The sequence below is a fragment of the Psychroserpens sp. AS72 genome, assembly GCF_038900375.1.
Taxonomy (GTDB): Bacteria; Bacteroidota; Bacteroidia; order Flavobacteriales; family Flavobacteriaceae; genus Psychroserpens.
This window is the reverse complement of sequence record NZ_JBBMRC010000006.1, coordinates 165,406-190,838: the sequence shown is the minus strand read 5'-3', so window position 1 is coordinate 190,838 and position 25,433 is coordinate 165,406. Positions and strand designations below refer to the sequence as shown.

Sequence of the window (25,433 nt, the reverse complement as noted above, 5' to 3'; positions counted from 1 at the left end):
GTGCAAAATCGAAATTTTGCAGGTAAAAGAAAAAGTGAAGATGAATTCACACAACTAATTTCATTATTTATCCTCTAAAACAACTTCAAAATCTAGTAAATCTGGATCTTTAAGCATGTCTATAAACCCAACTTCAAAAGTAACTGTTTTTCTATCTTCGCTATATATTGCACCTTCTTTAGAGAAAGATTTAACAGCTCTAGGGAAATGATAATTAATCTTGTATTTAGAAGACCCAAGCATCATAGCAGATTGCCCTAAACTGTCTATTGATTGCTGATGCAATTCTTTATTTATAATTTTAGACGATCGTTTAAACACAGTACCATCAAAAGAATATTGAACATCTGTAGATCCACCTTCTCCAATACCAGAAAAAGGACTTGAAGGTGTGTTTTGTTCAGCACCACCTTTACCTTGCAAATTGCTAAAACTATTCATAGCCTTAAACATATCTTGAAGCTCATTAGCATCTTTGAACTCTGTAGATAAATCAAAGACCATTTTTTTGTCCTCAGGATTCATTACCATATGCATTTTAAAATCCTCTAAAGCCATTATTTTTTGTTGCTCTTCTGGCGATAATGTAGCAATACTATCTCTGTTTTCTTTAATAAAATCTTTAAAAACCACAGTAGAATCCATCGCTTTATCCATTCCTTTTGAAGGCTCTCCATCTCCCATTTGAGCAACCATTTCCATCATTTCTGAGGCATCCATAGAAAATTCCATAGTACCACTTCCATCTTCATTAATGTAGATGTTTTCAGAAAATTGGCAACTCGTTAGAGTCAATATTAAAGCGCAAGCAATGAGTGTAAAAAACTTATTCATTTTAAAAAATTTAATGGTTTAATACTACAAAGATACGGTTTTATCTTTCAGGATTATTAAGAATTACTAGTGCTGCAATAACACCAGGAACCCATCCAAAAATCCAAAGAATAAAGACAATTAGGATAGAACCACACCCTTTTCCTATAACAGATAAAGGTGGGAAAACAATAGCGAGAATGACTCTCCAAAAACTCATATGATTAATTTTAATGATGTCGAAACACGCTCGACTAGATTTGATTGATGTAATTATAGGACGTCATTTTAGTTTATTTGTTACATTTCAATAAAATATAGTAGTTTAGTGCTGTGAGATATTTAGTATACATAATTCTTTTTTTCTTCGGAAATGTAGCAGTTGCACAACACCATTTTCAAGGTCACATCGATAAAGAACGTTGGCAAAGCGAGATTTATCTTTCGGTTATTGAAGACTACCGAACCTTAGATGGTATCAACGATGAACAGATTATTACTAAAGTAGAAAGTGACGATAGTGGTTTCTTTAAATTTGACCAAAACCAACTGGATGTTCAGCAAAAAATTTACAAATTGCATGTTGATAATTGCTCTTCTTTTAATCAAGGTGGAAATCATTTTGATGGACATTGTACAGATTACAAGGATATTTTATTCATTGCCAAACGTACAGACTCCATAACATTCCCATTGTCTTTTGATGCTCAAATGTTTTGTGATATAGAATCTAACAATCCAAAAACAAGTGCTTTTATTCAGATTGATTCTCTTAAAGAGGAAATGAAATTTGCCTATTCTGAATTTAGAAGCAAAGCAAACCGAGAATTAAACAATAAAAAATGGTTTAAAACTTTACAGGATTATGGTAAAGACATGAATGAACCGCTTGCAGAATTATATATCTACGCATTCTTGTCTGATCGTGGTAATCAATTTCATAGTTATTACTTAGAAGATTTAAAAACAAATACCTATTATGATGAGTTGTTAGAACGTTTAAAAAGCTCATATCCAAATTCGAGCTACTCAAAACAATATGAGGCAGAATTAACTTCAGATAAATTTATCGTGTTTCCTTCGGAAAAAGAATCAGGTTTTAAATGGAACTATTTATGGCTTGGATTACTTATCATTTCATCGCTATTAAACTTGTGGTTTCTCATTTCGGCTAAAAGAAAGAAATCAAAAAAACAAGATGAAGCAAAAGAGCAACTCACCAAACAAGAACAAAATGTTTTAGACTTATTATTAGGTGATAATACCAATAAAGACATCGCAGAAGCACTTTTTGTAAGCGTGAGTACAGTAAAAACTCATGTAAATAACGTTTATAAAAAACTAAACGTAAATTCTAGAGACGAATTAAAGTCCCTGTTTTCCAAGTAATTAAAAAATTCAACCTAGGTACTAGTCCTCATTTCCACCCTTATTTTTACAAATTTCACTTCAATAATCTTGATGTTTGCTTTCATATTAATCATTTAAAAATTTATTTTATGAAACGTACATTAAACATTGCAATCTTATTAGTGTTAACACTTAGTTTTTTTAGTGCAGCACCTGCTAAATTTGAAAATTTCGACATAAAAGTCGCTACAATCAAATTTAAAACTGAAGTCGTTGATTACGGTACAATCACACAAAACTCTGATGGAACTAGAGTATTTACGTTCACCAATACTGGCGATGCACCATTATTGATTACAAATGTAAAAGCAAGTTGTGGCTGCACAGTACCAACGTATTCTAAAGCTCCAATACTTCCAGGAGAATCTGGTGAATTAAACATTAAATACGATACTAAAAGACTTGGTAATTTCACTAAAACTGTAACGGTAACTTCAAATGCTGAAGGTGGTAACAAAATCCTAAAAATTAAAGGAAACATTATTGCTGCTAAATAATCTAAATCTACCAAAGCCTAGCATAAACTATTAATTTGTGCTAGGCTTTATAATTTTAAAATCATCATGAAAACGAACATTACAACCATCATATTTGCTCTAATATTTACCTTTCAATCAAAGGCACAAAACCTAAATCAAGAAATCATAAAAGATGGAGACACACCATATTTACTGGGAGAAATCAACAAAAACGGTTTAGAAAGCGAGAATTATACAACTTGGTTTTCAAAAAATTATGAAGATTATGAACCTGATGATGATACGATATCAACATTAACATCAAAATTACAAGAGTACCAGATTTTACTATTTATGGGAACTTGGTGTGGTGATAGTAAACAAGAAGTCCCTAAGTTTTATAAAATTTTGGAGGCTTGTGAATTTCCTGAAGATCAATTAACGGTTATTGCGTTAAGCGGAAAGTCTAATATGTACAAACAAAGTCCTGATCATAGAGAAGCAGGATTAAATATTCATCGTGTGCCTACTTTCATTTTTATTAAAAATGGCAAAGAAATTAACCGTATTGTTGAGCATCCTGTAGAAAGTTTTGAAAAAGACATGCTCAATATCGTCACAACAAATGATTACAAATCAAATTATCAAATTGTAGCTAAAGTCAACGAGATCTTAAAAAATGATGGTTTAAATGGATTAAAAAGACAAAGCGACAATCTTATAAAAACATACAAAGACATCGCTACTAGCATGTTTGAATTAAACACTTATGGTCGTATTCTATATTCAACTAATCGTAAAGATGAAGCAATTACCGTATTTGATTTAAACACCAAATTATTTCCAGATCAACCAAGAACTTTTATGAGTCTAGCAAATACTTTGGGAATTGGTGGAGAACGAGATAAAGCCATTGCTATTCTAGAAAAAGCAATCAAATTATTTCCAGAAAACAAAGATCTTGTACAAAATCTTGAGGTTGTAAAAACGAATTAAATCAATAGAATATGTTGAGACTATTAGGTATATAAAACCTAATATGTATAAAATTACACATAAAATATGAGCTAATTTTAGTCATTTTTTAGGAAATAGAAAAAGTCAAGATGAGTTCTACGTTAATTCTTGTAAATAATGTAATTTTGCACCTGCTTATCGTGAAGATAAGTTATCAAAAATATATTTAGCATGCAGCTTTCAGAACAAGAATTAGTAAGACGCGAGAAACTCGCCAAATTAAGAGCCTTAGGCATCAACCCTTATCCTGCAGATTTATTTCCTGTAGATCATACTTCAAAACAGATTAAAAACAACTTTGAAGATGGTAAAAAGGTTATTATTGCTGGACGATTAATGTCTCGTCGTATTCAAGGAAATGCGAGTTTTGCAGAGCTACAAGATAGTGCTGGAAGAATACAAGTGTATTTTAATAGAGACGAAATTTGTACTGGAGATGATAAAAGCAAATACAACGATGTTTATAAAAAGCTATTAGATATTGGAGATTTTATTGGGATTGAAGGTGAATTGTTCACAACCAAAGTTGGTGAAAAGACAGTCATGGTTAAAGACTTTACGCTTTTAAGTAAAGCGCTTAAACCATTACCTCAACCACGTGTTGATGCGGAAGGAAAAGTACATGATGCTTTCACAGATGCTGAGCAACGTTATAGACAACGCTATGCAGATTTAGTAGTTAATCCGCATGTGAAAGAAGTATTTGTAAAGCGTACAAAACTATTTAATTCTATGCGTTCATTTTTTAATGATGCTGGATATTTTGAGGTAGAAACACCAATCCTTCAACCAATTCCTGGAGGTGCAGCTGCAAGACCATTTACAACACATCACAACAGTTTAGATATTCCGTTGTATATGAGAATTGCCAATGAGTTGTATTTAAAACGATTAATTGTTGGTGGTTTTGATGGTGTTTATGAGTTTTCTAAAAACTTCAGAAATGAAGGTATGGATAGAACTCACAATCCTGAGTTTACAGCTATGGAAATCTATGTATCTTACAAAGATTACAATTGGATGATGGATTTTTGCGAACGCCTTTTAGAACACTGTGCAATTGCTGTAAATGGTACTACCGAAGCTACTTTTGGAAAACACAAAATTAACTTCAAAGCACCTTACGCTCGTGTTACGATGGCAGATTCTATAAAACACTTTACTGGTTTTGATATTACTGGTAAATCTGAAGCTGAAATACGTCAAGCTGCAAAAGACATGCATATTGAGGTTGACGAAACGATGGGTAAAGGAAAATTGATAGACGAGATTTTTGGTGAAAAGTGTGAAGGTAATTACATTCAACCAACCTTTATTACAGATTACCCAAAGGAAATGAGCCCTTTATGTAAAGAACATCGCGATAATCCAGAATTGACAGAGCGTTTTGAATTGATGGTCTGCGGAAAAGAGATCGCCAATGCATATAGTGAGTTAAATGACCCAATAGATCAACGAGAACGATTTGAGCACCAACTGAAACTTGCTGCAAAAGGTGATGATGAGGCTACAGAATTTATAGATTATGATTTCTTACGTGCACTAGAGTATGGAATGCCTCCAACATCTGGAATGGGAATTGGAATGGATCGATTAATCATGTTTTTAACCAATAATCAATCTATACAAGAAGTTTTATTCTTTCCTCAAATGCGTCCAGAAAAGAAGACAATTGAAATGAATGAAGAAGAAAAATCAATTTTTGTTATTCTTAAATCAAATTCGCCAATAGACCTTAATAATCTTAAAGCACAATCTGGTTTAAGCAATAAAAAATGGGACAAATCTATAAAAGGATTAACAGCAAAAGGTGTTGCTAAAGTTGTTAAAAATGATGATGGATTATTTGTGGAAATGGTTTAAAATAAACTTTTCATCGGAAATTTTAATAATAGCATATTCTTTAATCAAAAAATAGTACAAAGCATATCTTTAAAAGGATATGCTTTTTTTGTGATCAACTTTCCGAAGAATAAAAAATGAACCAATTTCAAAGTAATGCACTAATTTTATGGTTAAAATCCTACCTAATAACGATTTAATAGGTCAATTAAAAAACTTTTTTATTACTTTCGCTCAGCTATTAATCAGAAAAAAATAACCCAAATGTTAAAAAAAATTAGCTTACTCCTTTTTGTTGCAGGTTTATTAATTGCCTGTAATAATGATGATGACACGATTGCTGCTTGTAATGAAGTTGCTAATGTGTCTTCAAATACTGTAACAGACAATTCGGCGAATATATCATGGAACGACGCTAGTAACGTTGGATCTTATATTGTAGAATATGGCATTACTGGTTTCCCTCTAGGTGGAGGAACTTCAATTTCAGTTACAGATACATCAGTTTCTATTTCAGGATTATTAGGCAATACAACGTATGATGTGTACGTTCAAACTATTTGTTCTGAAAACAATGTAAGTATGCTAACAGATGTTTACAGTTTTACAACATCTGTGACACCATGTGTAGCTGTTACTAATGTTAATTTAAGTATGATTACAGATACTTCTGCTCTTATTACTTGGGAAGACAACACTAACACAGGTAACAATTATAAATTAGAATATGGCGCATCTGGATTTGGGATAGGTTCTGGAGCAACAATCACTTCAAACAATACATCTTTAGAATTAACAGGTCTATTACCAAACACAGATTACGACTTGTATGTTAAAGCTGTTTGTTCTGAAAGTAACATGAGTTCAAACTCTCAAGTGATAACATTTACAACATTAGCAATTCCTGTAATACCAGAATTTAGACCAACACTTTCAGAGTTAAACTTATATGTTGGTGATTTAGAAAACATTGAGATTACGCCTTATGGTTTTGAATATGATTTACATTCAACATTGTATACCGATTACGCTTCAAAACAACGATTTTTTGTTTTACCTACAGGTGAAAAACTAACGTATGATGGAGAAGGTTTACCTATTTTTCCTAACAATTCAATCATAGCTAAAACATTTTACTATAACAATAACGAAACCGATTTATCTCAAGGAAAACACATCATAGAAACAAGAGTTCTTATTAAGATTGATGGATCTTGGGAGTCTGGAAATTACAAATGGAATGACACTCAAACGGAAGCTTCTTTAGACTCAAATGGTAGTATTGTTCCTGTAAGTTGGATTGATGCTAATAGCGAATCTAATAGTATTAATTATGAAATTCCATCAAGTACAGATTGCTTTACGTGTCACCAAAATGGTGGAGAAACAGTACCAATAGGTCCTAAAATGCGAACTATTAATTTTGACTTTAATGGTTCAAATCAAATACAACAATTAATTGATAATGATATGCTTGATGGCCTTACAGATCCTACAAGTGTAAGTCTTTTACCTAGATGGGATGATACTACGGTATCTTTAGATAGACGAGCAAGAGCTTACATGGATATCAATTGTGCACATTGTCATACTCAAGGTGGTTTTTGTGAGGAGCAATCAAATTTGAGATTAAGTTATGAAACAGCATTTATTGAATCTTCAATATCTGAAAGTAGTAGCAGTATACTAGCGAGAATACAAAATACAATACCTCAATATGGTATGCCATTAATTGGTACAACAATTATTCATGAAGAAGGTGTAGACTTACTTATTGAATATATAGACTCATTAGATTAGACAACATCATTTTATATAGTTAAAAAAGCCACGAAATCGTGGCTTTTTTAATGCTCTAACTTTTCTAAATATTAAGTTAAAAACTGCCTATCCTTTTCTTACCAAAAAGGGTTTTCATATTTTAGAAGACTAATTTAAAAAAATCAACCACTTTGAAACACTTTTCTATCAAACTACTCCTTGTAGTTTCCGTATGTTTTGTTGCTTTGTCATGTTCTACAGCAAAAAAAGCAAGTAAAAAAGATGCAGCTACTGCTGCTGCTAAACCTCCAGCAAAGAAGCCTGGTAAAGATGACCCAAAACCTTATAACAAAGTCATCACAAAAGATGCAAAAAGTGATGCTGGACTATTTACAGTTCACTCATTAGACGATAAATATTACTACGAAATTCCAGATTCTCTTTTTAATAGAGAAATGTTAATGGTGACTCGTATTTCTAAAACTGCTAGCGGATTAGGTTTTGGTGGTGGAAAACAAAACGAACAAGTATTACGTTGGGAACGTAAAGGTAAAAAAGTAATTGTACGCGTTGTTTCATATAACGTTGTTGCTGCAGACTCTCTACCTGTTAATGAAGCGGTTGTGAATTCTAATTTTGAACCTGTTTTATATACATTTCCTATTAAAGCATTTAGCAAAGATTCTACAAGTACTGTAATTGATGCGACACCTTTATTTGAAAAAGATGTGAAGTCTTTGGGTTTACCTTCTTTCCGAAGAACACCTTACAGAGTAACACGTTTAGAGAGTGACAAATCTTTTATTGAAAACATAAAAAGTTACCCTAGAAATATTGAAGCAAGACACGTAAAAACGTATGCTGCTGGACGCCCACCTTCTAACTCAAGTACTGGAAGTATTTCTATTGAAATTAACAACTCAATGATCTTATTACCAGACAACCCTATGAAGCGTCGTTATTTTGATGAACGTGTTGGTTGGTTTACAAGTAGTCAAACAGATTACGGACAAGAAGATCAAAAAAGTAAGCAATTAGAGTTTTTAGATCGTTGGAGATTAGAAGTTAGAGATGAAGACAGAGCTGCATTTAATCGTGGTGAGTTAGTAGTTCCTAAGAAACAAATTGTGTATTATATTGATAGAGCAACTCCTGTAAAGTGGAGAAAATATATCAAACAAGGTATTGAAGATTGGCAAGTAGCTTTTGAAGCTGCAGGATTTAAGGAAGCCATTATTGCTAAAGATCCACCAACAGTTGAAGAAGATCCAGAATGGAGTCCAGAAGATGCACGTTACTCAGTTGTGCGTTACTTAGCGTCTCCAATCCCAAATGCAAATGGACCTCACGTAAGTGATCCTAGAACTGGAGAAATTTTAGAGAGTGATATCAATTGGTACCACAACGTCATGTCTTTATTACGTGGTTGGTTCTTTGTGCAAACTGCTGCAATCAATCCAGATGCTCAGAGTCCGCAATTTAAAGATGAAGTTATGGGACGTTTAATTCGTTTTGTATCATCTCATGAAGTTGGACACACTTTAGGATTACCTCATAATATGGGATCTAGTGTTGCTTATCCTGTAGAAAAATTACGTGATGCAGCATTTACTCAAAAATATGGTACTGCACCTTCAATTATGGATTACGCACGTTTTAACTACGTTGCTCAACCAGGAGATGAAGGTGTGGCTCTAATGCCAGATATTGGTACGTATGATAAGTATGCGATTTCTTGGGGTTACAGACCTATCTTCGGAAAAACTGCTGAAGAAGAAAAACCAATCCTTAACAGTTGGATAATGGAACATGCTGGAGATCCAATGTACAGATTTGGACACCAACAAGCTGGTGATGTTGTAGACCCAAGTTCTCAAACTGAAGATTTAGGTGACGATGCAATGTTAGCAAGTAGCTACGGAATTAAAAACCTAAAGCGTATTGTACCAAACTTAATTGAATGGACTACAGAAACTGGAGAAGATTATGACGATTTACAAGAAATGTATGGTCATGTGGTATCTCAATTTAATCGTTATATGGGACACGTTTCTAATAATATTGGAGGAGTTTACGAGCATTACAAAACTGCAGGTCAAGAAGGAGCAGTGTATACAGCTGTACCAAAAGAGATTCAAAAAGAAGCGATGCAATTTATCCAAGATAATTTATTTACAACACCAGATTGGTTAATTAATAAAGACATCTTTGATCGTATTGAATTTTCGGGTTCTATAGAAAGAGTTCGTGGATTGCAAGAGCGTACATTAAAAAATATTATTAGCTTAGGTAAAATGCAACGTTTAACAGAAGCAAACACCTACGATAGCAAAGCTTATTCATTACCAGATATGATGAGTGATCTTCGTAGTGGTATTTGGAGTGAATTACGTACAGGTAAAAAAATTGACACCTATAGACGTAATTTACAACGTGCTCATATTGATAGATTAGCTGAAATGATGACTGCGGAAAATCAAAGTGGTAGATCACGTAGTCCTTATGTTAAAATGACTGCTGTTACTACTAGCCAATCTGATATTAGAGCTGTTGTTAGAGCAGAACTAAAATCGTTACGTAGCCAATTAAGATCAGCACGTGGCGCAGATACGTTAAGCAGAATGCATATTGCAGATGCTCTTGAACGTATTGATGCGATATTAAATCCAAATGGATAATAGACTAACGTTTTAGACATCTTAGATGTTTAAACGAGATTAGATATTAGAAAAGCTTCAGAGAAATCTGGAGCTTTTTCTTTTTTTAGTTTATATCTTTAAAGAATAGTTTAATAAGCCTATAAAAAATGTCAAAAATATTAATTACTGGAAATGGATTTGATTTAAATTACGGACTACCAACCTCTTATAGTGATTTTATTAATATTCTAAATAAAATTGAATCAAACCAAAAACAAGATTATAATTTGATTTTTTCTCAATTTGCTGAGAACAAATTATTAGCTAAAAATTTTAAGCCATTTGAGCTTGATGCTCAAAAGATTAAACTTTTAGAAAGTAATATGAAAGATAGTCAATGGTATGATTTCTTTAAAAGTGAATTTCATATTGAAAGCTGGATAGATTTTGAAAATAAGATTGAATATGTTTTAAAAATACTTTTTAGTTCAGCAGAATATCTAAAAACTAATATTTTCGCTAATGGATCAATAGAAAGTATAATAGAGTATTATCCAGATTTATTCAATAATAATGCAGAAATCATATATGTTCTCAATAAATTTGATATCATTTCATTAAAGGAAAATGGTAATATTTTTCTAAATGAAAAATATCTAATTAAGAAATATGGTTTCTTTATAAACATTGACATTGACAAAATCACAAAGTTCTTACTAAATGAACTTGTTATTTTTAAAAAAATTTTTAATTATTATTTTGAAATTTTTGTTTATCCCATGTATGACAATTTAAAAGTTGAATTAGACAAAAATCAATTCTTTTCAATTGATAAACACTACACATTTAATTACACTCCAAGTTTTGAGAGGTTTTTTAACAGTAACTTGACAACAAGTTTTCTTCATGGAAATATTAATTCAGAATTAAACAAAATTGTTTTAGGAATTAATGAAATCCCGAACACTACCTTAGAGAAGAGATATTTTTTACCTTTCACTAAATACTTTCAAAAACTTAACAATAAATCTGATTATTTATTTTTAAAAGAAATTGAAGACAGACAAAAATATAATCACATGTTTTTCTTTGTAGGTCACTCATTAAATAAATCTGATGAGGATTACATAAATGAAGTATTTGATTTCGTTAATCAATCTCATGCTAAGTCGAAAAACATTGTTATAGCATATCATACAGAAAAGTCTAGATCGCAACTCCTAATTAATCTACTTATAATAAGAGGTAAAAAAGATATTGAAAGACTTATGAAAGATGAAATTTTGTTATTTGAATTAATAGATTCCCCTGAATTTAAAAAACTTTTAAATAAAAATATTAAAGATACTCCAATGAGTATTGGAGTATTTTAAACATAAAATGAAAATAGATAATTACTAGTTCTATGGACACATACATTACATTCTTATTTAAATCATGAAAATAACAAACCAAAAATACCCAAACCACAACCTAGCCAATGAAACGGAACGTGGTGAAAATCTAGGGATTGATTTTATTCTATCATCTGTTTTAGGACTCTTAGTTCTAGTCCTCATCTACTTTATACATCCATCAATTGTGTTAGGTTTCACAACGTATCTCAATGGTTTCGGGATTTATTTCGGAATCAGATTTCTATATTATTTTAGCTTTGAAGCTATTTATAGTAGAACACCTGGAAAGTTTCAAACGCAAAGTAAAGTCGTTGATAAAAATGGAAATAAGCCAAGCATATTTCAATTACTTATAAGAAATCTCAGTCGGTTTTTAAGCGTTTTATCTGGAATTAGTGATGATGAAAGAGCTGTTCATGATCAAATTTCAAACACGTTTGTAATACAAGATAGTAACCTTAAAAGAGTAGAATCTAGACAATACATGATCGTGCTGTTTAATATATTAATTGCCATAGGCTGGATGTATTATTTCATCGAAACAACTTTTAAATCATCTGCAAAATTTGCGCTGCTTACTGCTTTAATCTTAGCAACTGTTTATGCTTTAACAGTGATGTTTAAAAGAATAGGCAAAAAGTAGATCTCTAAAACACAGATTAAAAAGTGCTAGTGTACATATTTTAAAAACACATCTGCAAATGGATCTTGGTTAACAACTGTATAATAAAACAAAGCTCCGAGCCAACCATGACATAAGCCTAAGACGTACAAGTTTTTAGATTTCAGATAAATATACCCATAAAATAAAGCCAATATAAATGTGCCAATCAGTAGCCATAAAGATGGATAATGCACTAATGAAAATAAAGTTGCAGTAATTAAAATGACTATTCCTTTTTTTAGTTTTATAGATTTTAGCGTACTCAAATTCCCAGCGACCAAACCAATGGTTAAAAACTGTTGAACCGTTCCCCAAATTGGATATGTGATGAGTAATGGTATGATATGCCACGTTGGATTTAGTGTTCCCTGGATAAAACCAATCACAAAAAAGGACACTAACGAAACGATAGCAAATGGTAGCACCAACTTTAAAACGGGTTTGAAATTATCTTTTCTAAATCCCCAATCTCTCAAGACTTGTTGATCTTTTTTATAACGATATCGCACATATAATAACCAAGATACAATTGCGACAATTACAAATGGTAATCGACAATTAAGATAATCCATAAAGACAAACTTCCCTACTCCTGTAATAACAACAGCTAGAATTTCTAGAATTCTCACTGTATCACTTGCTGGTCTTGTTAAATTGAAGTTTGAGAAATCTGTGAGGTATTTGGTGAGTTTTTGTTTCATGATAGTCATTTTTAAAATGGAAAAGCCATAATATTTAGAGCAACCATAAAAAATAACAGAAGGCTAAACACAATTCCTTTAACATCTTAATCTTTTACTTTTTTAGAAATAAACCGATAAAAAAGTGCGAGTATAATTCCTAAAACAATAAAAAAAGGTACCGTAATAAAAAGCAACATTGCTGCTCCACCTCCAGAATCTGGAAAAAAAGAAGTCATAATCAATGTCAAAAAACCGGAAAACACTAAAGTCCAAACTTTATAAGAATCATTCATAGCACTAATTTTAATTTTAAAACCTCTCAGGCTTTTGCACCCGAAAGGTTTTGGGTTACTAACTAACCAATCATCAAAACAAAAAGATCATATAGACGATAATACCTTCGGCAATTCCTGTGATGATGCTCATACCTAAAATATCTTTGATTTTACTTCTTAAAAAGAAAACTGCACTTAAGATGGCCATAATTGCTGCTAATAGAATTTCTAATGCTTTAATTTCTGAAAGTAAATACGTGATTCCTGTAAAAGCGGCAGTAATTCCAACAGTAATCAAACAGAATTTAATAATCTCATCTTTAGAATAATTGCCTTCTTTAAAGCCTTTTCTCAAATCTCTAAGAATAGATAAAATAAATAGCAATGGCACAACAGATAAAAATGGGGCAAAAATGACTTTGATACCTTTTACAATAGTTAAATCATAATAAAAGAAAAACGCAATAGCTGTAAAAGCTAATAAACCGGTTACAATTATAGATTGAAACATAAATAACAATTCCCTTTTGTTTGAATTACTTCTCGGTTTTGGAGGTTGAATAATTGGATTCATAATTTTAAATTTTTGATACTGAAACTAGTTCAGTACATGTTGATTTATTAATTTTTTATTTTAGATTCTTCGCTATGCTCTGAATGACATTTTTCATAAAAATTTGTAGCAATTAAGCGGTTAGAAAAAACACATGAATAGCTAATGAGAGCAGGACACCACTTAAAATTCCGTTGACTCTCAAATTGTTGTACAAAATATAATTGAGGACATAGCTACTTATTGTTGTGGAGTTAATTAGGTGTGCAAAAACGAGATGATCTTCTAATTTTTGACCAGTCATCCACTCTATGGCTTGCATACTCACTACGCCTATCACCACACTCACAATGAGTAAAATGGTTGCAGGTTTTTGATGTTTCAGCTTGTATTCGTCTGTATTTTGTGGCAAAAAATGTTCTATTAAAAGAAAACGCACAAAAAACAACATTGGCAATGGGAACAAAATTGATGCTATAATTTTTACAACATCTTTCAAGGTTTTGATTTCGTCATATCCCAAAAACACCAAATAGACAAACACAATTACTGAAACTCCTGTCGTGACAATAAATGCAGTATTTAATTTTTTGAGTTGCATCTTAAAAACCAATTGGGTTTGAACTCGATAGCGTCAAACTTGCTAGTTTCTCAACGCTATTCGTGTAACGTTCTACTATTTCATCTTGAATTTGTTTTGAAAAAATAACGAGTGTACATATCGCAATTATAAAGCTGGTAATTTTAATATACTGTCGCATACTGTTTTGTTTAGTTGATTACAGGACAAATATGCGATGGTTTACAATGTTAAGAAATACAATTTTTACAATAAACTGACGATTACATATTTACAAATACATCATTTAATATTATATTTACTTGATATATCATATTTTAACTGACGATTAATTAACTAAACATAATCCCGTTTTCATGGGCATATGTAAAAAGATTTCCGTTTTCACGGAAAGTGAACATGACAGACTTAAACGCCATAGTTTCAACGTTTTCTTCGGAAGATGAGCAACGCTTTATCAATTACCTCGAGAAAAAGAACAAACGAAACGACACCAAAAACATAGAACTTTTTAGGCTTTTAGCGGAAAACGAACTGACCTCAAAGGAGATTTGTAAAACCATTTACAAAGCAGATAACAAAGTTGCCTACCATGCACTGAGAAAAAGATTGTATCAATCACTCATTGATTTTATTGCAAACTTAAATCTAGAGGAAGAGAATTCTGTAGACATGCAAATCATTAAATACATATTGGCTTCACGAACATTTCTCATTCATAAAAAGCCAAAAATAGCTTATAAAATTTTAGACAAAGCTGAAGGCTTAGCGCAAGAACATCAGTTGTTCCCTATTTTAAATGAGATCTATCATACAAAAATCCAGTATGCCTATATGAATCCTTCCGTAGAGATAGACGTGTTGATCTCCAATTTCCGAAGCAACCAAAAACATCATTTTATTGAAGAAGAATTAAATATAGTGTATGCAAAAATTAGGCAAACCCTGAGTGATATAACCTATAAAGGAAAAGTGTTAGATTTTGAAACCATTTTAAATAATACGTTAAAAGAACACAATATTGAAATTAGTGAAACGCTGTCTTTTAAATCGCTTTATCAATTAATGACCATTGTAAGTCTGTCGGCTTTTGTAACCAATGACCATTTAAAAGTTGAACCTTTTTTAATCGCTACATACGAGAAAATCAAAAATCATAAGGCAAAAGATAAGCAGTTGGTATATCATATTCAAGTGGTTTATATGATTGCGAATACGCTATTCAGAAATAAGAAATTTCACGACTCTTTAACGTATTTAGAACTTATGAAATCGTTAATGCAGGCACAAAGAAAAAAATATGATGCTACTTTTAAGCTGAAATATCATTTACTAACAGCACTCAATCTTAATTACAACAACCAACAAGACAAAGCTATTTCGCTTTTAGAATCTGTAAAACAAACCAAGCATAGCGATTTAGAATCTGTGCTCGACATTCATTTAGGTTTAGTCATGTTTTATATGCAAAAAGCAGATTTTAAAGAAGCCAAAACCATTTTTTCAAAGTTCTACCACACAGATAATTATTACATTGAAAAAGCAGGAAAAGAATGGGTTATTAAAAAGAATTTAGCCGAAATCATCCTCTTCATAGAACTTGGAGAATTAGATTTAACCGAGTCTCGTCTTAAGAGTTTTAAACGTTCCTATTTTGATTACTTAAAACAAATTAAGCAAGAACGTGTCGTGACATTCATAAAAATTGTAGAGTCTTTTTACAAAAACCCGGAACAAGTCACTACACAAAAATTTAAAGACAAAGTAGAGCATGCTTTCACATGGATCAATGAAAAGCAAGAAGACATTTTTGTAATGAGTTTCTATGCTTGGCTAAAAAGTAAAATGGAAAACATGCCTCTTTATGAAACAACATTAGCGCTAGTAAAAAAAGCGCAAGATGTTAATTAGAGGTTAAAATAACATATAAAATTAAACCTATTTGAATTTTTTGAGTCCAAAGAGCAATCGATTAAAAAACAAATTCATACTGAACCGGTTTCAGTAATAATAATTAAATTAATACATATTATGAAAAATTTGAAAAATTTTCACGAATACTTAATCAATAAGAATGGCGTGAGTAAAAAAATAATTTTAATTGCAATTGCGTTCGTAACACTACAAGCGGTTGCACAAGACAAAAGAAAAGGTGGAGAAAGAGGCGAAAGAAAAATGATGAAAAATCTTTCTGCTGAAGAAATTGCAACCTTAGGTTCTAAAAAAATGACTTTAGAATTAGATCTATCTACTGCTCAACAAGCTCAAGTAAAAACAGTGCTTTTAGCTCAAGCAACAGAACGAAAAGAAAACATGGCTGAGCGTGAAAAAGCAAAAAAGGATGATGATGCTAAAAAACCTACAAAAGAAGAGGTTTTAAAAATGAGGAATGCAAAATTAGACAGTCAAATTGCAATGAAGCAAAAAATGAAATCTATTTTAACTGCTGAGCAATATGAGAAATGGACTAAGATGCAAGGAAAGCGTATGCATAAATCTAAAAATAAAAAAGAACGTAAAGCAAACAGATAAAAACAATAGATTTTGATTGGTTTAGATTAGTTTTAGTTAATAAGCATCGATTTTTTTAATTGATGCTTATTTTTATGTCAAAAAATCACTAATTTTATATCTTGTAGAACAATTTACATTCCAAGACAATGAAAAAAATAATTACACTTTGCGTATTTGCTGTTACATTATTGTTCAGCACTCAAAATATGACTGCACAAAATACTTTAGAAATTAATGCAGAAGCAAATACTAAAACTAAAGAGCTTAGAAAAGTCATCAAATTTGACCAGACAAAAATGGATGATGTTTATAGAGCATATCAATCTTATGGTATTGCGTATAAAAAGATAAGTAACAATTTAGAAGCTAATACAGAACGTTTAAAAAAGATAGAAGCAGTTTTAGATGAAGATTTAAAAAAGGTGCTTTCAGAATACGAATATCACAACTACCTAGAATTAATTAGAGGACTCTAATTATTCTAGTAGACATCATAAAAAAAGCGACAATCATAAAGATTGTCGCTTTTCTTTTTGGTATAAATTAATCTTCTTTATTTATAAAGTCTGAGCTACTTTCTCAACAGCTCTTATGGTTTCATCCAAATCTTCATAAGTTAAAGCATCTGTTATGAACCAAGTTTCAAAAGCACTTGGCGCAATATAAATTCCTTCATTTAACATCCCATGGAAAAACGTTTTAAACGTTTCATTATTTCCTTTTACTGCACTTTCAAAATCAATAACTTCATCTTCGGAAAAGTGAATAGAAATCATTGACCCTCTCCTATTAATGGTATGCGTTACATTGAATTTATGTAAAGCTGCTGCACATCCTTTGTGAAGATATTCTGTTTTGTCTGCTAATCTTTTAAATAAGTCCTTATCATTTTCAATTGCTGTAAGCATTGCTAAACCTGCTGCCATTGCCAACGGATTACCACTTAGCGTTCCAGCTTGATAGACATTACCTAAAGGTGCCAAATGATTCATAATTTCATTACGAGCAGCAAATGCTCCAACAGGCAATCCTCCACCTATGACTTTTCCGAAGCACATAATATCTGCATCAATACCGTAAAGTTCTTGAACACCACCTTTAGTCAGTCTAAAACCAGTCATAACCTCATCAAAAATAAGAAGTACATTATGCTCATCACACAATGTTCTAAGTTTTTGTAAAAAATTATCCTTTGGCGGAATACAACCCATATTACCTGCAACTGGCTCAATAATTACACAAGCAATCTCATTTGTATTGGCTTCCATTAATGCCTTCACATTATCAATATCGTTGAATCTCGCCAACAATGTATCCTTTGCAGTTCCTTTGGTAACACCAGGACTATTAGGACTACCAAATGTAACTGCACCACTTCCTGCTTGGATTAAAAAAGCATCACTATGACCATGATAACAGCCTGCAAATTTTATAATTTTCTCTTTTCCTGTAAACCCTCTTGCTAGTCGTACTGCACTCATACAAGCTTCTGTACCAGAATTTACAAATCGTATTTTATCCACATTTGGAACCATTGAAACTGCTAATTCTGCAATTTTAGTTTCAATTTCTGTAGGCATTCCAAAGGATGTTCCGTTTTTTGCTTTTTCAATTACTGCATTTACTACAGGCTCAAAAGCATGACCTAACAACATTGGTCCCCAAGAATTTATGTAATCTATGTAGCGATTATCATCTTCATCATAGACATAAGCACCTTTAGCAGATTTTGCAAAAATTGGTGTTCCTCCAACAGCTTTAAAAGCACGCACTGGAGAATTTACACCTCCTGGAATAACGTTTTCTGCGTTTTTAAATAACGCACTACTACGTTTATATAACATGTTACTTTGATTTTATTATGAGTCGTTGACCTAATGAGATTTCATTAGAATTTAGTCGATTAAGACGTTTAAGCTCATCAACAGTTGTGTTGTATTTTTTTGATAATGAGTATAACGTATCACCTTTTATAACAATATGATTGACTTCAACAGCAGCAATTGCAGCAGTATTTCCTAATATAATATCATCATATTTATCAAGATTATAACGCTCGATGAGACTGATTAATTTATCAGGATATTTTCTATCTGTTGCATAACCAGCAGCTCTTAAACCTCTTGCCCAACCTTTGTAGTCATCAGGTTTCAGTTTAAATAATTTTGCATATCTACTTCTACCAGTTAAAAACTTAGAGTGGTCTTCAAAGGAGGATTCTGCATGATCGTATTTTCTAAAACATTCTTGAGAGGCATCATCATCATGATAGATTTTTTTACCTGTCCAGCCATGACATTTAATACCGAAGTGATTATTTGCCTCAACCGATAATCGACCTTTACCAGAACCAGATTCTAGAATTCCTTGAGCTAGTGTGATACTTGCAGGAATTTTATAGGAACGCATTTCATCCATAGCGATGGCATTATATTTTAAGATATAAATCTCAACAGCACTAAGATTTGAATTTTCTGGGATATCAGGCGTTTTTGTAGATGTTTCAGTTGTTTTTGGGTTCACTACAACCTGCTCAGTTTTTGTAGTTCTTTTATCTTTTTTAGTAATCACTTTTTTCTTTGAGGCACAACTAAAAGCCAAAAAACCTATTACTATAAACACAATTATTTTCTTCATAAACTTCAAACGATTAAAGGCTTATTTTGTTGTTTCAATCTTTGATTCATTCCTTCTATGCCTTGCAATCCACCTGTATGGATTGCTAATATTTTTGATCCCTTCGGAAAATAGCCTTTTTCAATTAAATCGTAAATTCCAAACATCATTTTTCCTGTATAAATAGGATCTAACTGAATAGTGTTGGTTGCCTTAAAATTATTGATAAACTCAATTAAAGTATTGTTCACTTTTCCGTAGCCACCAAAATGATACGTGGTTATTAACTCCCAATTTGTACTGGTCACAAATTTAGTAATTTCTTCAGTTAAAAAATCACCTTTTAAAGCAGGAAATCCGATTATTTTTTGATGTGGCAAAGCCGAATTAATCAAACCAGAAATAGTACCTCCTGTCCCAACCGAACAACAAATATAATCGAAGTCTTTATCTGCTTCAGTCAAAATTTCTTCACACCCTTTTATAGCTAAAGCATTAGTTCCACCTTCTGGAAGCAAGTAAAATTCACCAAACTCCTCATGTAATCCAGATATGAAATCACTATTTGCTTTATCTCTATAGTGTTCTCTTGAAATGAACTTAAGAGACATTCCACACGACTGAGCATAGCTTAATGTAGCGTTAGATTCTATTTTTGACGCCAATTCTTCACCTCTAATGATACCAATAGTTTTAAAACCTAGTAATTGTCCTGCAGAAGCGACAGCCGATATGTGATTTGAAAAGGCACCACCAAAAGTTAAAAGGGTGTTTAAACCATCATTCTTGGCCTCAATAAGGTTATACTTTAACTTTCTTAATTTATTACCAGACACGGTGTTATGGTTCATAAAATCTGGTTTTATAAACACCTGATTATCAATTTCAAAGTTCCTATAGTCGATAATTTCTAACATGTTAACTAAATCTTTAATAATTATCTAAAAAAATGTTAAAATTGTTATTATTTTTAATACTTTAACGTTTTAGTTCCCAAATCTATACTTAATAGCGCCTACTATTACAAAAACACTAACAACACAATAATTAATGTGTTTAAAGATATAGATTATGATTAAAAAATTACTTCTGCTTTTAATATTTACTTTTTTTATAAATATTAATGGGTTTGGGCAAACCCCTTCCAACAACTGTAATACGGGTGCTGGTTCGGAAATCACTGTTGATTCTTCTTGCAACCCAATTGCTTGGGATAGCAATAACAACTCTGATTATTGGGATTCTAATTTTACGTGCAATGCATCTGATACAGATGATGCTTGGGGTTGGTTTGTAGCAACCAGTACATCAACAACAATAACTTATTCTCCATCTGCTAATAATAGAGATCCCGTCCTTACTCTTTTTGATGCTGGATGCGATCCTGACATGGTAAGTATTGACTGTTCAGATGGAGGAGGTGATGGTGTAGATGAGACAATTGTTTACCTTACAACTATTGGCACAACTTACAAAATAAGAATCCAAGATTGGAATAGTAATAATAACATGAATGGTACAATTTGTGTCTATAATACAAACGTAGTTTCAAGTTGCCCAGGCACAATGACCAGTTTTTACGATACAGGTGGTGCAGGTGGTAATTATTCTAACAATGAAAATGAAACATGGACGTTTTATCCGGATGGTGGTCCTGTTACCGCTACATTTACTGCTTTTAATACAGAAGCTGGCTATGATTTTTTTTACGTTTATGATGGACCAGATGCTGGATCGCCTCAAGTCGCAGGTTCACCATTTTCAGGCAACTTAGGTACAATAGGACCTTTCACATCTACACATGCCACACAAGCTCTAACATTTGTTTTCACTAGTGATGTAAGCGCTATTCGTTCTGGTTGGGAAGCAACTATTTGCGGCATACCTCCACCATGTACTGCACCAACAACACCTACAGCACTAACATTTGGAACTGTTAATCTGAATTCTATTGCAGGTACTTTTACTGGTTCAGGAGCAGACAATTACATGGTTCTAATGAATACAACTGGGATTGCTCCAACAGCTCCAGTTGACGGAACTACTTATAATATTGGCAATACAGCCTTAGGTGCTACTGTTATTGATAATGATGGAAACACTAACTTTAATGCTACGGGTTTAAATGATACTACAACCTATTATTTTTATGTGTTTGCTTACAATAACTCTGGATGCTCTGGTGGTCCTATTTATAGTAATTCTTTAAATGGTAATGAAACTACATTAACACCAATTACTAACAATGAGTGTTCTGGAGCAGTAGCTCTAACTGTAAATCCCGATCTCAATTGTGGCGTAACTACATCAGGATCCACTATTGGCGCATCCCAAAGTATAGCTGCTATAACCTGCGGTTTTTTTACTGGTAATGCCGATGACGATGTTTGGTTTAGTTTTGTAGCTACTTCTACTTCTCATGTTATTGAAGTAACTCAAGGCTCAATTGGCGATTTAGTTATTGATTTAAGGTCTGGCGCTTGTAATGGTGTAAATATTGATTGTTCAGATGGAGGAGGTGATGAGACTATTTTTGCAAATGGCCTTACAATTGGAAGCACATATTTCTTAAGAGTATATTCTTATGGAGGAAATGGTAATCAAGGTACTTTTGACGTTTGTGTTGGTACACCTGCTCCTCCTCCTAATGATGATTGCGCTGGAGCCATAGTATTAACTTCTAACACAACGTGTATTAGCACTACAGGCACTACAGAATATGCAACACAATCACAAGCTGGTTGTACAGGTACTGCAGATGATGACGTATGGTACTCCTTTACAGCAACAGCAACTGACCATACAGTAACAGTAGAATCAGGAACTATTTATGATTTGGTCTTACAAGTATTTTCTGGTACGTGTGGTACCTTAACAAGTTTAGACTGTGAAGACATTAATGCTCCAGGCGCTTGGGATCCAGATGAAGAAATAATTAATTTAACAGGCTTAACTATAGGTAATGTCTATTTTATAAGAGTTTATAGTTGGGATAGTGTTAGTTCCGATTCAGGATCTTTTAGTATATGTATAACAGAACCTTGTTCAACACCAGCTATAGAAATTATACCTAATACTTGTGAAATGGTTATTGATGAAGCTGGTACAGATCCTTTTGCCGTAACTCCATACAACCCTAATCCTAGTTTTGCATTAGATTGTAATACAGCTTCCGTAAATCTAGCTACCAATGCACAATTATATGAAACGACGTCTTATGATGTTATTAAGATACCATATTCAATCATAACAAATATAGGAGCAACTGTTAGCAATTCTTCTATTTCTGACGATGATCAATGGGCAGATACACCTACAGCACTTGGGTTCCCATTTTGCTTCTATGACAATGAATATGAATATACATTAGCAGGAGCAAATAGCATGCTTACTTTTGATGTTAATGCACCTGGAGCTCCTTATTTTATGACAGGTACTATAACTCCCGGAACAAGTTGTGGTTATGAATTTGATAACAGCTTACCAAGTACAGTTGGTGATTTATTTGAAAAGACAATATATGGTGTATATCATGATATAGATCCTAGAGGGCTTCCAGCAAATGCTATTACCACAAGAACTCAAGGCTCTGTAGGTTGTAGGAAATTTATTGCAGAATGGAATGACGTACCAATGTATAGTGATAACTCCATACTATATTCTGGTCTAATGGTATTATATGAAACAACAAACGTTATTGAAGTTTATATTGAAGAGAAACGAATAGATGATAATAATATATTTCCATGGAATGATGGTAATGCTATTGTAGGTCTTCAAGGAGACATAACGCCATTAGGACCTAACAATCAATATATTACTGCTCCATGTAGAAATGGTCTTGATACCAATTGGGAAGTAACCAATGAAGCTTGGCGTTTTGTCCCAAATGGTGCATCTAGACTTACTGGTGTAGAATGGTACGTAGGAACTGATACTTCAGGTGCTCCTGATGCAACAACCAATACATACACTGCAACTGCTGCAGGAACTTATACTGCTGTTGCAACGTATTCTACATGTGGTGGTCCAGATATTACCCTAACTGATGAAGTAGTGGTAACTAATGGTAGTAAAACATGGAATGGATCTGTGAATGACGATTGGTACATCGCTAGTAACTGGACTCCTACAGGAGTACCTACAAGTGCCGATTGTGTTGTGATACCAGCTACTGCTGTTTCTAATGGTAATGCTCCAATAGCTGACATTGTTAACTTAATCCCACTACCTCCTCAACCCGCTTTAGCTAGAAATTTAACTCTACTACCTAATTCATATCTTGTGATTGGAACTGACACCGAAATAATAGTACAAGAATGGGTTGATGTACAAAATACTGGGATTTTCAATTTAAAAAGTAGCTCAAGTCTTGTTCAATTTGAAGATTCTGCAGTTAACACTGGTAACATTCATATGCAACGTTCACCTAATTTTGATGAAAGTGCTGTCTTAGGTACAGAATATGTCTATTGGTCGTCTCCAGTAGCTAATTTTCAAGTAACTAATATCTCACCTTCTTCTAGTCAAATATATGGCTGGACTCCAACTGTTGGAGGAAATGGCGCAGGTAATTATGGTGAGTGGTTTGGTGCTTCTGGCGCTATGACAAATGGTACAGGTTATATTGTTAGAGGTCTTGGCGGAACTCCAGCAACAATTCCTGCAACAGCTTATGCAATATCAAATAATACTGCGCTATTTAGTGGAGTACCAAATAATGGAATTATAACAAAAGCTATCTTTCATGGTGGCTGGAACGGTGGGAATTATGCAGGTGTTGGAAATACTGCTACAAATGAAGATGATAACTGGAATTTAATTGGAAACCCATACCCTTCTGCAATTTCAGCAAATGCGTTTACGAACTTAAATACCAATATTAATGGTACAGTTTATGTATGGCCTCATAGTTCAACATACTCTGCAGCAACTTTAGACCCATTCTATGAAGATTACGTATATAACTATGATGGTAATGATTATATAGAACATAATAACACAGGTTCTAATCCTCCTGGTACAAATGATTTATTCATTGGTTCAGGACAAGCATTTTTTGTAATGATGAATCATGGAGCAACCTCTGGAACAAATGTTACATTTAATAATAGTATGAGAGAGGTACTCCCTAATTATGACAATAGTAATTTCTATAGAACAAATACTGAAGAAAGTGAAGAAAACACTGCGAAACACAGAATATGGTTAGACCTATTATCGCCAAATAATATTACCAATACTATACTGGTTGGTTACGTACAAAACGCAACAAATGGTTTTGATCGTTTATTTGATGGGTATGATTTTAGTAGTGGTGATAACAGTGGTTTTTATTCTATTTTAGACAATGAAACCTTATCAATACAAGGTAGATCGTTGCCCTTTCTACCAGAAGACTCTGTTCCTTTAGGTATTATTGCTAACGAAACTGGAAGTCATACCATAGCAATTAATACTATAGATGGTCTTTTCATTACCGAAAATCAAAATATCTATATTGAAGACACAGCGTTAAATATTATTCATGACATACGTCTCGCTCCTTATAGTTTCACTATTGAGGCAGGCATACATAATGATCGTTTTATTTTAAGATATACAGATGAAACTTTAGATGTCAACCAATTTGATGGTAATGAAGGTATCTCAATAATTGCTCCTAAAAGCGAATACATAAAGGTAACTTCGGAAATAGGAATAATCAATTCTGTAACTATTTATGATATTGTAGGTCGAATAATTTTTACAACTGAAGATATCAACCAAACAGAATTTATTTTAAATGAAACAAGATTATCAGATGGTGCTTATTTTGTAAAAGCAGCATTGTTTAATGGTCAACAAAAAATTCAAAAAGTTGTCATAAGGCAATAATTATAAATAACTAACAAATGACCAAAAAGGCCTTGATTTTAAATAATTAAGGTCTTTTTCTTTATAATACGCTTCGCGTTCAAAAGAAATATTTTGATAAGCTAAATACCATTTTTTATACTGAATTAATCGTATTACAAATTCAATAGTATAAAAAATATAAAAAGGAATCACTAATAATTCTAATTGTTGTCTCATATGAATTTTCTCATGATTCATTAAAACAGGACTAGATTTCAAGTTGTAATATTTCAGAAAAATAAACGGAAAAATAGTGATACCAATATACCCTCTAGGAACTAAATATTTTGAAATTATAACCATATTTAATACT

Annotated in this window: 23 protein-coding genes; 12 read left to right on the top strand and 11 right to left on the bottom strand. The window is 32.5% G+C overall.

What is annotated here, in order from left to right:
• Positions 1–63: 63 nt before the first annotated feature.
• Positions 64–834 (bottom strand): hypothetical protein, encoded by a 771-nt coding sequence (locus WNY78_RS12940; protein WP_342873627.1) that lies wholly within the window; start codon positions 832–834, stop codon positions 64–66.
• A gap of 40 nt (positions 835–874) precedes the next feature.
• Complete coding sequence (locus tag WNY78_RS12935) at positions 875–1,033, bottom strand: YqaE/Pmp3 family membrane protein (RefSeq protein ID WP_321247065.1); 159 nt, start codon at positions 1,031–1,033, stop codon at positions 875–877.
• A gap of 113 nt (positions 1,034–1,146) precedes the next feature.
• On the opposite strand from WNY78_RS12935, the gene WNY78_RS12930 reads away from it, so the two are divergent.
• The 8 genes from WNY78_RS12930 (at position 1,147) to WNY78_RS12895 (ending at position 11,980) form a co-directional block, all read left to right on the top strand.
• On the top strand, positions 1,147–2,202 hold the full coding sequence (locus WNY78_RS12930; RefSeq protein ID WP_342873626.1) for a helix-turn-helix transcriptional regulator: 1,056 nt from the start codon (positions 1,147–1,149) through the stop codon (positions 2,200–2,202).
• Between the two features lie 110 nt (positions 2,203–2,312).
• A complete protein-coding gene (locus WNY78_RS12925) occupies positions 2,313–2,720 on the top strand; it encodes a DUF1573 domain-containing protein (protein WP_342873625.1) in 408 nt (135 codons plus the stop codon).
• A 66-nt stretch (positions 2,721–2,786) separates the two neighbouring features.
• Positions 2,787–3,677, top strand: coding sequence for a thioredoxin family protein (locus tag WNY78_RS12920; protein ID WP_342873624.1), 891 nt, complete (start codon positions 2,787–2,789; stop codon positions 3,675–3,677).
• Between the two features lie 192 nt (positions 3,678–3,869).
• Positions 3,870–5,561 (top strand): lysine--tRNA ligase, encoded by a 1,692-nt coding sequence (gene lysS, locus WNY78_RS12915; RefSeq protein WP_342873623.1) that lies wholly within the window; start codon positions 3,870–3,872, stop codon positions 5,559–5,561.
• Between the two features lie 243 nt (positions 5,562–5,804).
• On the top strand, positions 5,805–7,340 hold the full coding sequence (locus WNY78_RS12910) for a fibronectin type III domain-containing protein (protein WP_342873622.1): 1,536 nt from the start codon (positions 5,805–5,807) through the stop codon (positions 7,338–7,340).
• Between the two features lie 152 nt (positions 7,341–7,492).
• Complete coding sequence (locus tag WNY78_RS12905) at positions 7,493–9,979, top strand: zinc-dependent metalloprotease (RefSeq protein ID WP_342873621.1); 2,487 nt, start codon at positions 7,493–7,495, stop codon at positions 9,977–9,979.
• Between the two features lie 128 nt (positions 9,980–10,107).
• The gene (locus WNY78_RS12900) at positions 10,108–11,313 is read left to right on the top strand and encodes an AbiH family protein (protein ID WP_342873620.1); all 1,206 of its coding nucleotides are present in this window, start codon (positions 10,108–10,110) and stop codon (positions 11,311–11,313) included.
• Between the two features lie 64 nt (positions 11,314–11,377).
• A complete protein-coding gene (locus WNY78_RS12895) occupies positions 11,378–11,980 on the top strand; it encodes an RDD family protein (RefSeq protein ID WP_342873619.1) in 603 nt (200 codons plus the stop codon).
• 26 nt (positions 11,981–12,006) lie between these two features.
• Here the strand turns inward: WNY78_RS12895 and WNY78_RS12890 are convergent, their stop codons facing one another.
• The 5 genes from WNY78_RS12890 to WNY78_RS12870 form a co-directional block, all read right to left on the bottom strand.
• Positions 12,007–12,702, bottom strand: a complete 696-nt coding sequence (locus tag WNY78_RS12890; protein WP_342873618.1) for a CPBP family intramembrane glutamic endopeptidase — start codon at positions 12,700–12,702, stop codon at positions 12,007–12,009.
• An 86-nt stretch (positions 12,703–12,788) separates the two neighbouring features.
• Positions 12,789–12,977: a hypothetical protein gene (locus WNY78_RS12885; RefSeq protein WP_342873617.1), complete on the bottom strand. Its 189-nt coding sequence runs from the start codon at positions 12,975–12,977 to the stop codon at positions 12,789–12,791.
• A 73-nt stretch (positions 12,978–13,050) separates the two neighbouring features.
• Positions 13,051–13,533, bottom strand: a complete 483-nt coding sequence (locus tag WNY78_RS12880) for a hypothetical protein (RefSeq protein ID WP_342873616.1) — start codon at positions 13,531–13,533, stop codon at positions 13,051–13,053.
• Between the two features lie 112 nt (positions 13,534–13,645).
• Complete coding sequence (locus tag WNY78_RS12875; RefSeq protein WP_342873615.1) at positions 13,646–14,113, bottom strand: hypothetical protein; 468 nt, start codon at positions 14,111–14,113, stop codon at positions 13,646–13,648.
• 1 nt (position 14,114) lies between these two features.
• Positions 14,115–14,273, bottom strand: a complete 159-nt coding sequence (locus WNY78_RS12870; RefSeq protein ID WP_342873614.1) for a hypothetical protein — start codon at positions 14,271–14,273, stop codon at positions 14,115–14,117.
• Positions 14,274–14,491: 218 nt separating this feature from the next.
• On the opposite strand from WNY78_RS12870, the gene WNY78_RS12865 reads away from it, so the two are divergent.
• From WNY78_RS12865 to WNY78_RS12855, 3 genes are all read left to right on the top strand, one after another.
• On the top strand, positions 14,492–16,003 hold the full coding sequence (locus tag WNY78_RS12865) for a hypothetical protein (RefSeq protein WP_342873613.1): 1,512 nt from the start codon (positions 14,492–14,494) through the stop codon (positions 16,001–16,003).
• 168 nt (positions 16,004–16,171) lie between these two features.
• The gene (locus WNY78_RS12860) at positions 16,172–16,624 is read left to right on the top strand and encodes a hypothetical protein (RefSeq protein ID WP_342873612.1); all 453 of its coding nucleotides are present in this window, start codon (positions 16,172–16,174) and stop codon (positions 16,622–16,624) included.
• 128 nt (positions 16,625–16,752) lie between these two features.
• Positions 16,753–17,082 (top strand): hypothetical protein, encoded by a 330-nt coding sequence (locus WNY78_RS12855; RefSeq protein WP_342873611.1) that lies wholly within the window; start codon positions 16,753–16,755, stop codon positions 17,080–17,082.
• Positions 17,083–17,163: 81 nt separating this feature from the next.
• Here WNY78_RS12855 and hemL read toward each other — a convergent pair whose 3' ends face one another.
• Genes hemL through WNY78_RS12840 form a run of 3 tightly spaced genes read right to left on the bottom strand, consistent with a single transcriptional unit; the run spans position 17,164 to position 20,139 of the window.
• The gene (gene hemL / locus WNY78_RS12850) at positions 17,164–18,450 is read right to left on the bottom strand and encodes a glutamate-1-semialdehyde 2,1-aminomutase (RefSeq protein WP_342873610.1); all 1,287 of its coding nucleotides are present in this window, start codon (positions 18,448–18,450) and stop codon (positions 17,164–17,166) included.
• Between the two features lies 1 nt (position 18,451).
• Positions 18,452–19,243, bottom strand: a complete 792-nt coding sequence (locus tag WNY78_RS12845; protein WP_342873609.1) for a glucosaminidase domain-containing protein — start codon at positions 19,241–19,243, stop codon at positions 18,452–18,454.
• Between the two features lie 5 nt (positions 19,244–19,248).
• The gene (locus WNY78_RS12840) at positions 19,249–20,139 is read right to left on the bottom strand and encodes a pyridoxal-phosphate dependent enzyme (RefSeq protein ID WP_342873608.1); all 891 of its coding nucleotides are present in this window, start codon (positions 20,137–20,139) and stop codon (positions 19,249–19,251) included.
• 154 nt (positions 20,140–20,293) lie between these two features.
• Between WNY78_RS12840 and WNY78_RS12835 the strand changes: the two genes are divergently transcribed.
• Positions 20,294–25,099, top strand: a complete 4,806-nt coding sequence (locus WNY78_RS12835; RefSeq protein WP_342873607.1) for a T9SS type A sorting domain-containing protein — start codon at positions 20,294–20,296, stop codon at positions 25,097–25,099.
• Here the strand turns inward: WNY78_RS12835 and WNY78_RS12830 are convergent, their stop codons facing one another.
• Positions 25,100–25,423: a hypothetical protein gene (locus WNY78_RS12830; RefSeq protein ID WP_342873606.1), complete on the bottom strand. Its 324-nt coding sequence runs from the start codon at positions 25,421–25,423 to the stop codon at positions 25,100–25,102. It abuts the gene before it with no gap.
• Positions 25,424–25,433: the final 10 nt, after the last annotated feature.

Excerpts from the sequence above, each read along its gene's own strand:
- WNY78_RS12880 (WP_342873616.1), bottom strand. The coding sequence starts at position 13,533 with ATGAATCCAATTATTCAACCTCCAAAACCGAGAAGTAATTCAAACAAA.
- WNY78_RS12870 (WP_342873614.1), bottom strand. The coding sequence starts at position 14,273 with ATGCGACAGTATATTAAAATTACCAGCTTTATAATTGCGATATGTACA.
- WNY78_RS12885 (WP_342873617.1), bottom strand. The coding sequence starts at position 12,977 with ATGAATGATTCTTATAAAGTTTGGACTTTAGTGTTTTCCGGTTTTTTG.
- WNY78_RS12835 (WP_342873607.1), top strand. The coding sequence starts at position 20,294 with ATGATTAAAAAATTACTTCTGCTTTTAATATTTACTTTTTTTATAAAT.
- WNY78_RS12890 (WP_342873618.1), bottom strand. The coding sequence starts at position 12,702 with ATGAAACAAAAACTCACCAAATACCTCACAGATTTCTCAAACTTCAAT.
- WNY78_RS12840 (WP_342873608.1), bottom strand. The coding sequence starts at position 20,139 with ATGTTAGAAATTATCGACTATAGGAACTTTGAAATTGATAATCAGGTG.
- WNY78_RS12940 (WP_342873627.1), bottom strand. The coding sequence starts at position 834 with ATGAATAAGTTTTTTACACTCATTGCTTGCGCTTTAATATTGACTCTA.
- WNY78_RS12900 (WP_342873620.1), top strand. The coding sequence starts at position 10,108 with ATGTCAAAAATATTAATTACTGGAAATGGATTTGATTTAAATTACGGA.
- WNY78_RS12920 (WP_342873624.1), top strand. The coding sequence starts at position 2,787 with ATGAAAACGAACATTACAACCATCATATTTGCTCTAATATTTACCTTT.
- WNY78_RS12925 (WP_342873625.1), top strand. The coding sequence starts at position 2,313 with ATGAAACGTACATTAAACATTGCAATCTTATTAGTGTTAACACTTAGT.
- WNY78_RS12865 (WP_342873613.1), top strand. The coding sequence starts at position 14,492 with ATGACAGACTTAAACGCCATAGTTTCAACGTTTTCTTCGGAAGATGAG.
- hemL (WP_342873610.1), bottom strand. The coding sequence starts at position 18,450 with ATGTTATATAAACGTAGTAGTGCGTTATTTAAAAACGCAGAAAACGTT.
- WNY78_RS12935 (WP_321247065.1), bottom strand. The coding sequence starts at position 1,033 with ATGAGTTTTTGGAGAGTCATTCTCGCTATTGTTTTCCCACCTTTATCT.
- lysS (WP_342873623.1), top strand. The coding sequence starts at position 3,870 with ATGCAGCTTTCAGAACAAGAATTAGTAAGACGCGAGAAACTCGCCAAA.
- WNY78_RS12895 (WP_342873619.1), top strand. The coding sequence starts at position 11,378 with ATGAAAATAACAAACCAAAAATACCCAAACCACAACCTAGCCAATGAA.
- WNY78_RS12855 (WP_342873611.1), top strand. The coding sequence starts at position 16,753 with ATGAAAAAAATAATTACACTTTGCGTATTTGCTGTTACATTATTGTTC.
- WNY78_RS12830 (WP_342873606.1), bottom strand. The coding sequence starts at position 25,423 with ATGGTTATAATTTCAAAATATTTAGTTCCTAGAGGGTATATTGGTATC.
- WNY78_RS12875 (WP_342873615.1), bottom strand. The coding sequence starts at position 14,113 with ATGCAACTCAAAAAATTAAATACTGCATTTATTGTCACGACAGGAGTT.
- WNY78_RS12845 (WP_342873609.1), bottom strand. The coding sequence starts at position 19,243 with ATGAAGAAAATAATTGTGTTTATAGTAATAGGTTTTTTGGCTTTTAGT.
- WNY78_RS12910 (WP_342873622.1), top strand. The coding sequence starts at position 5,805 with ATGTTAAAAAAAATTAGCTTACTCCTTTTTGTTGCAGGTTTATTAATT.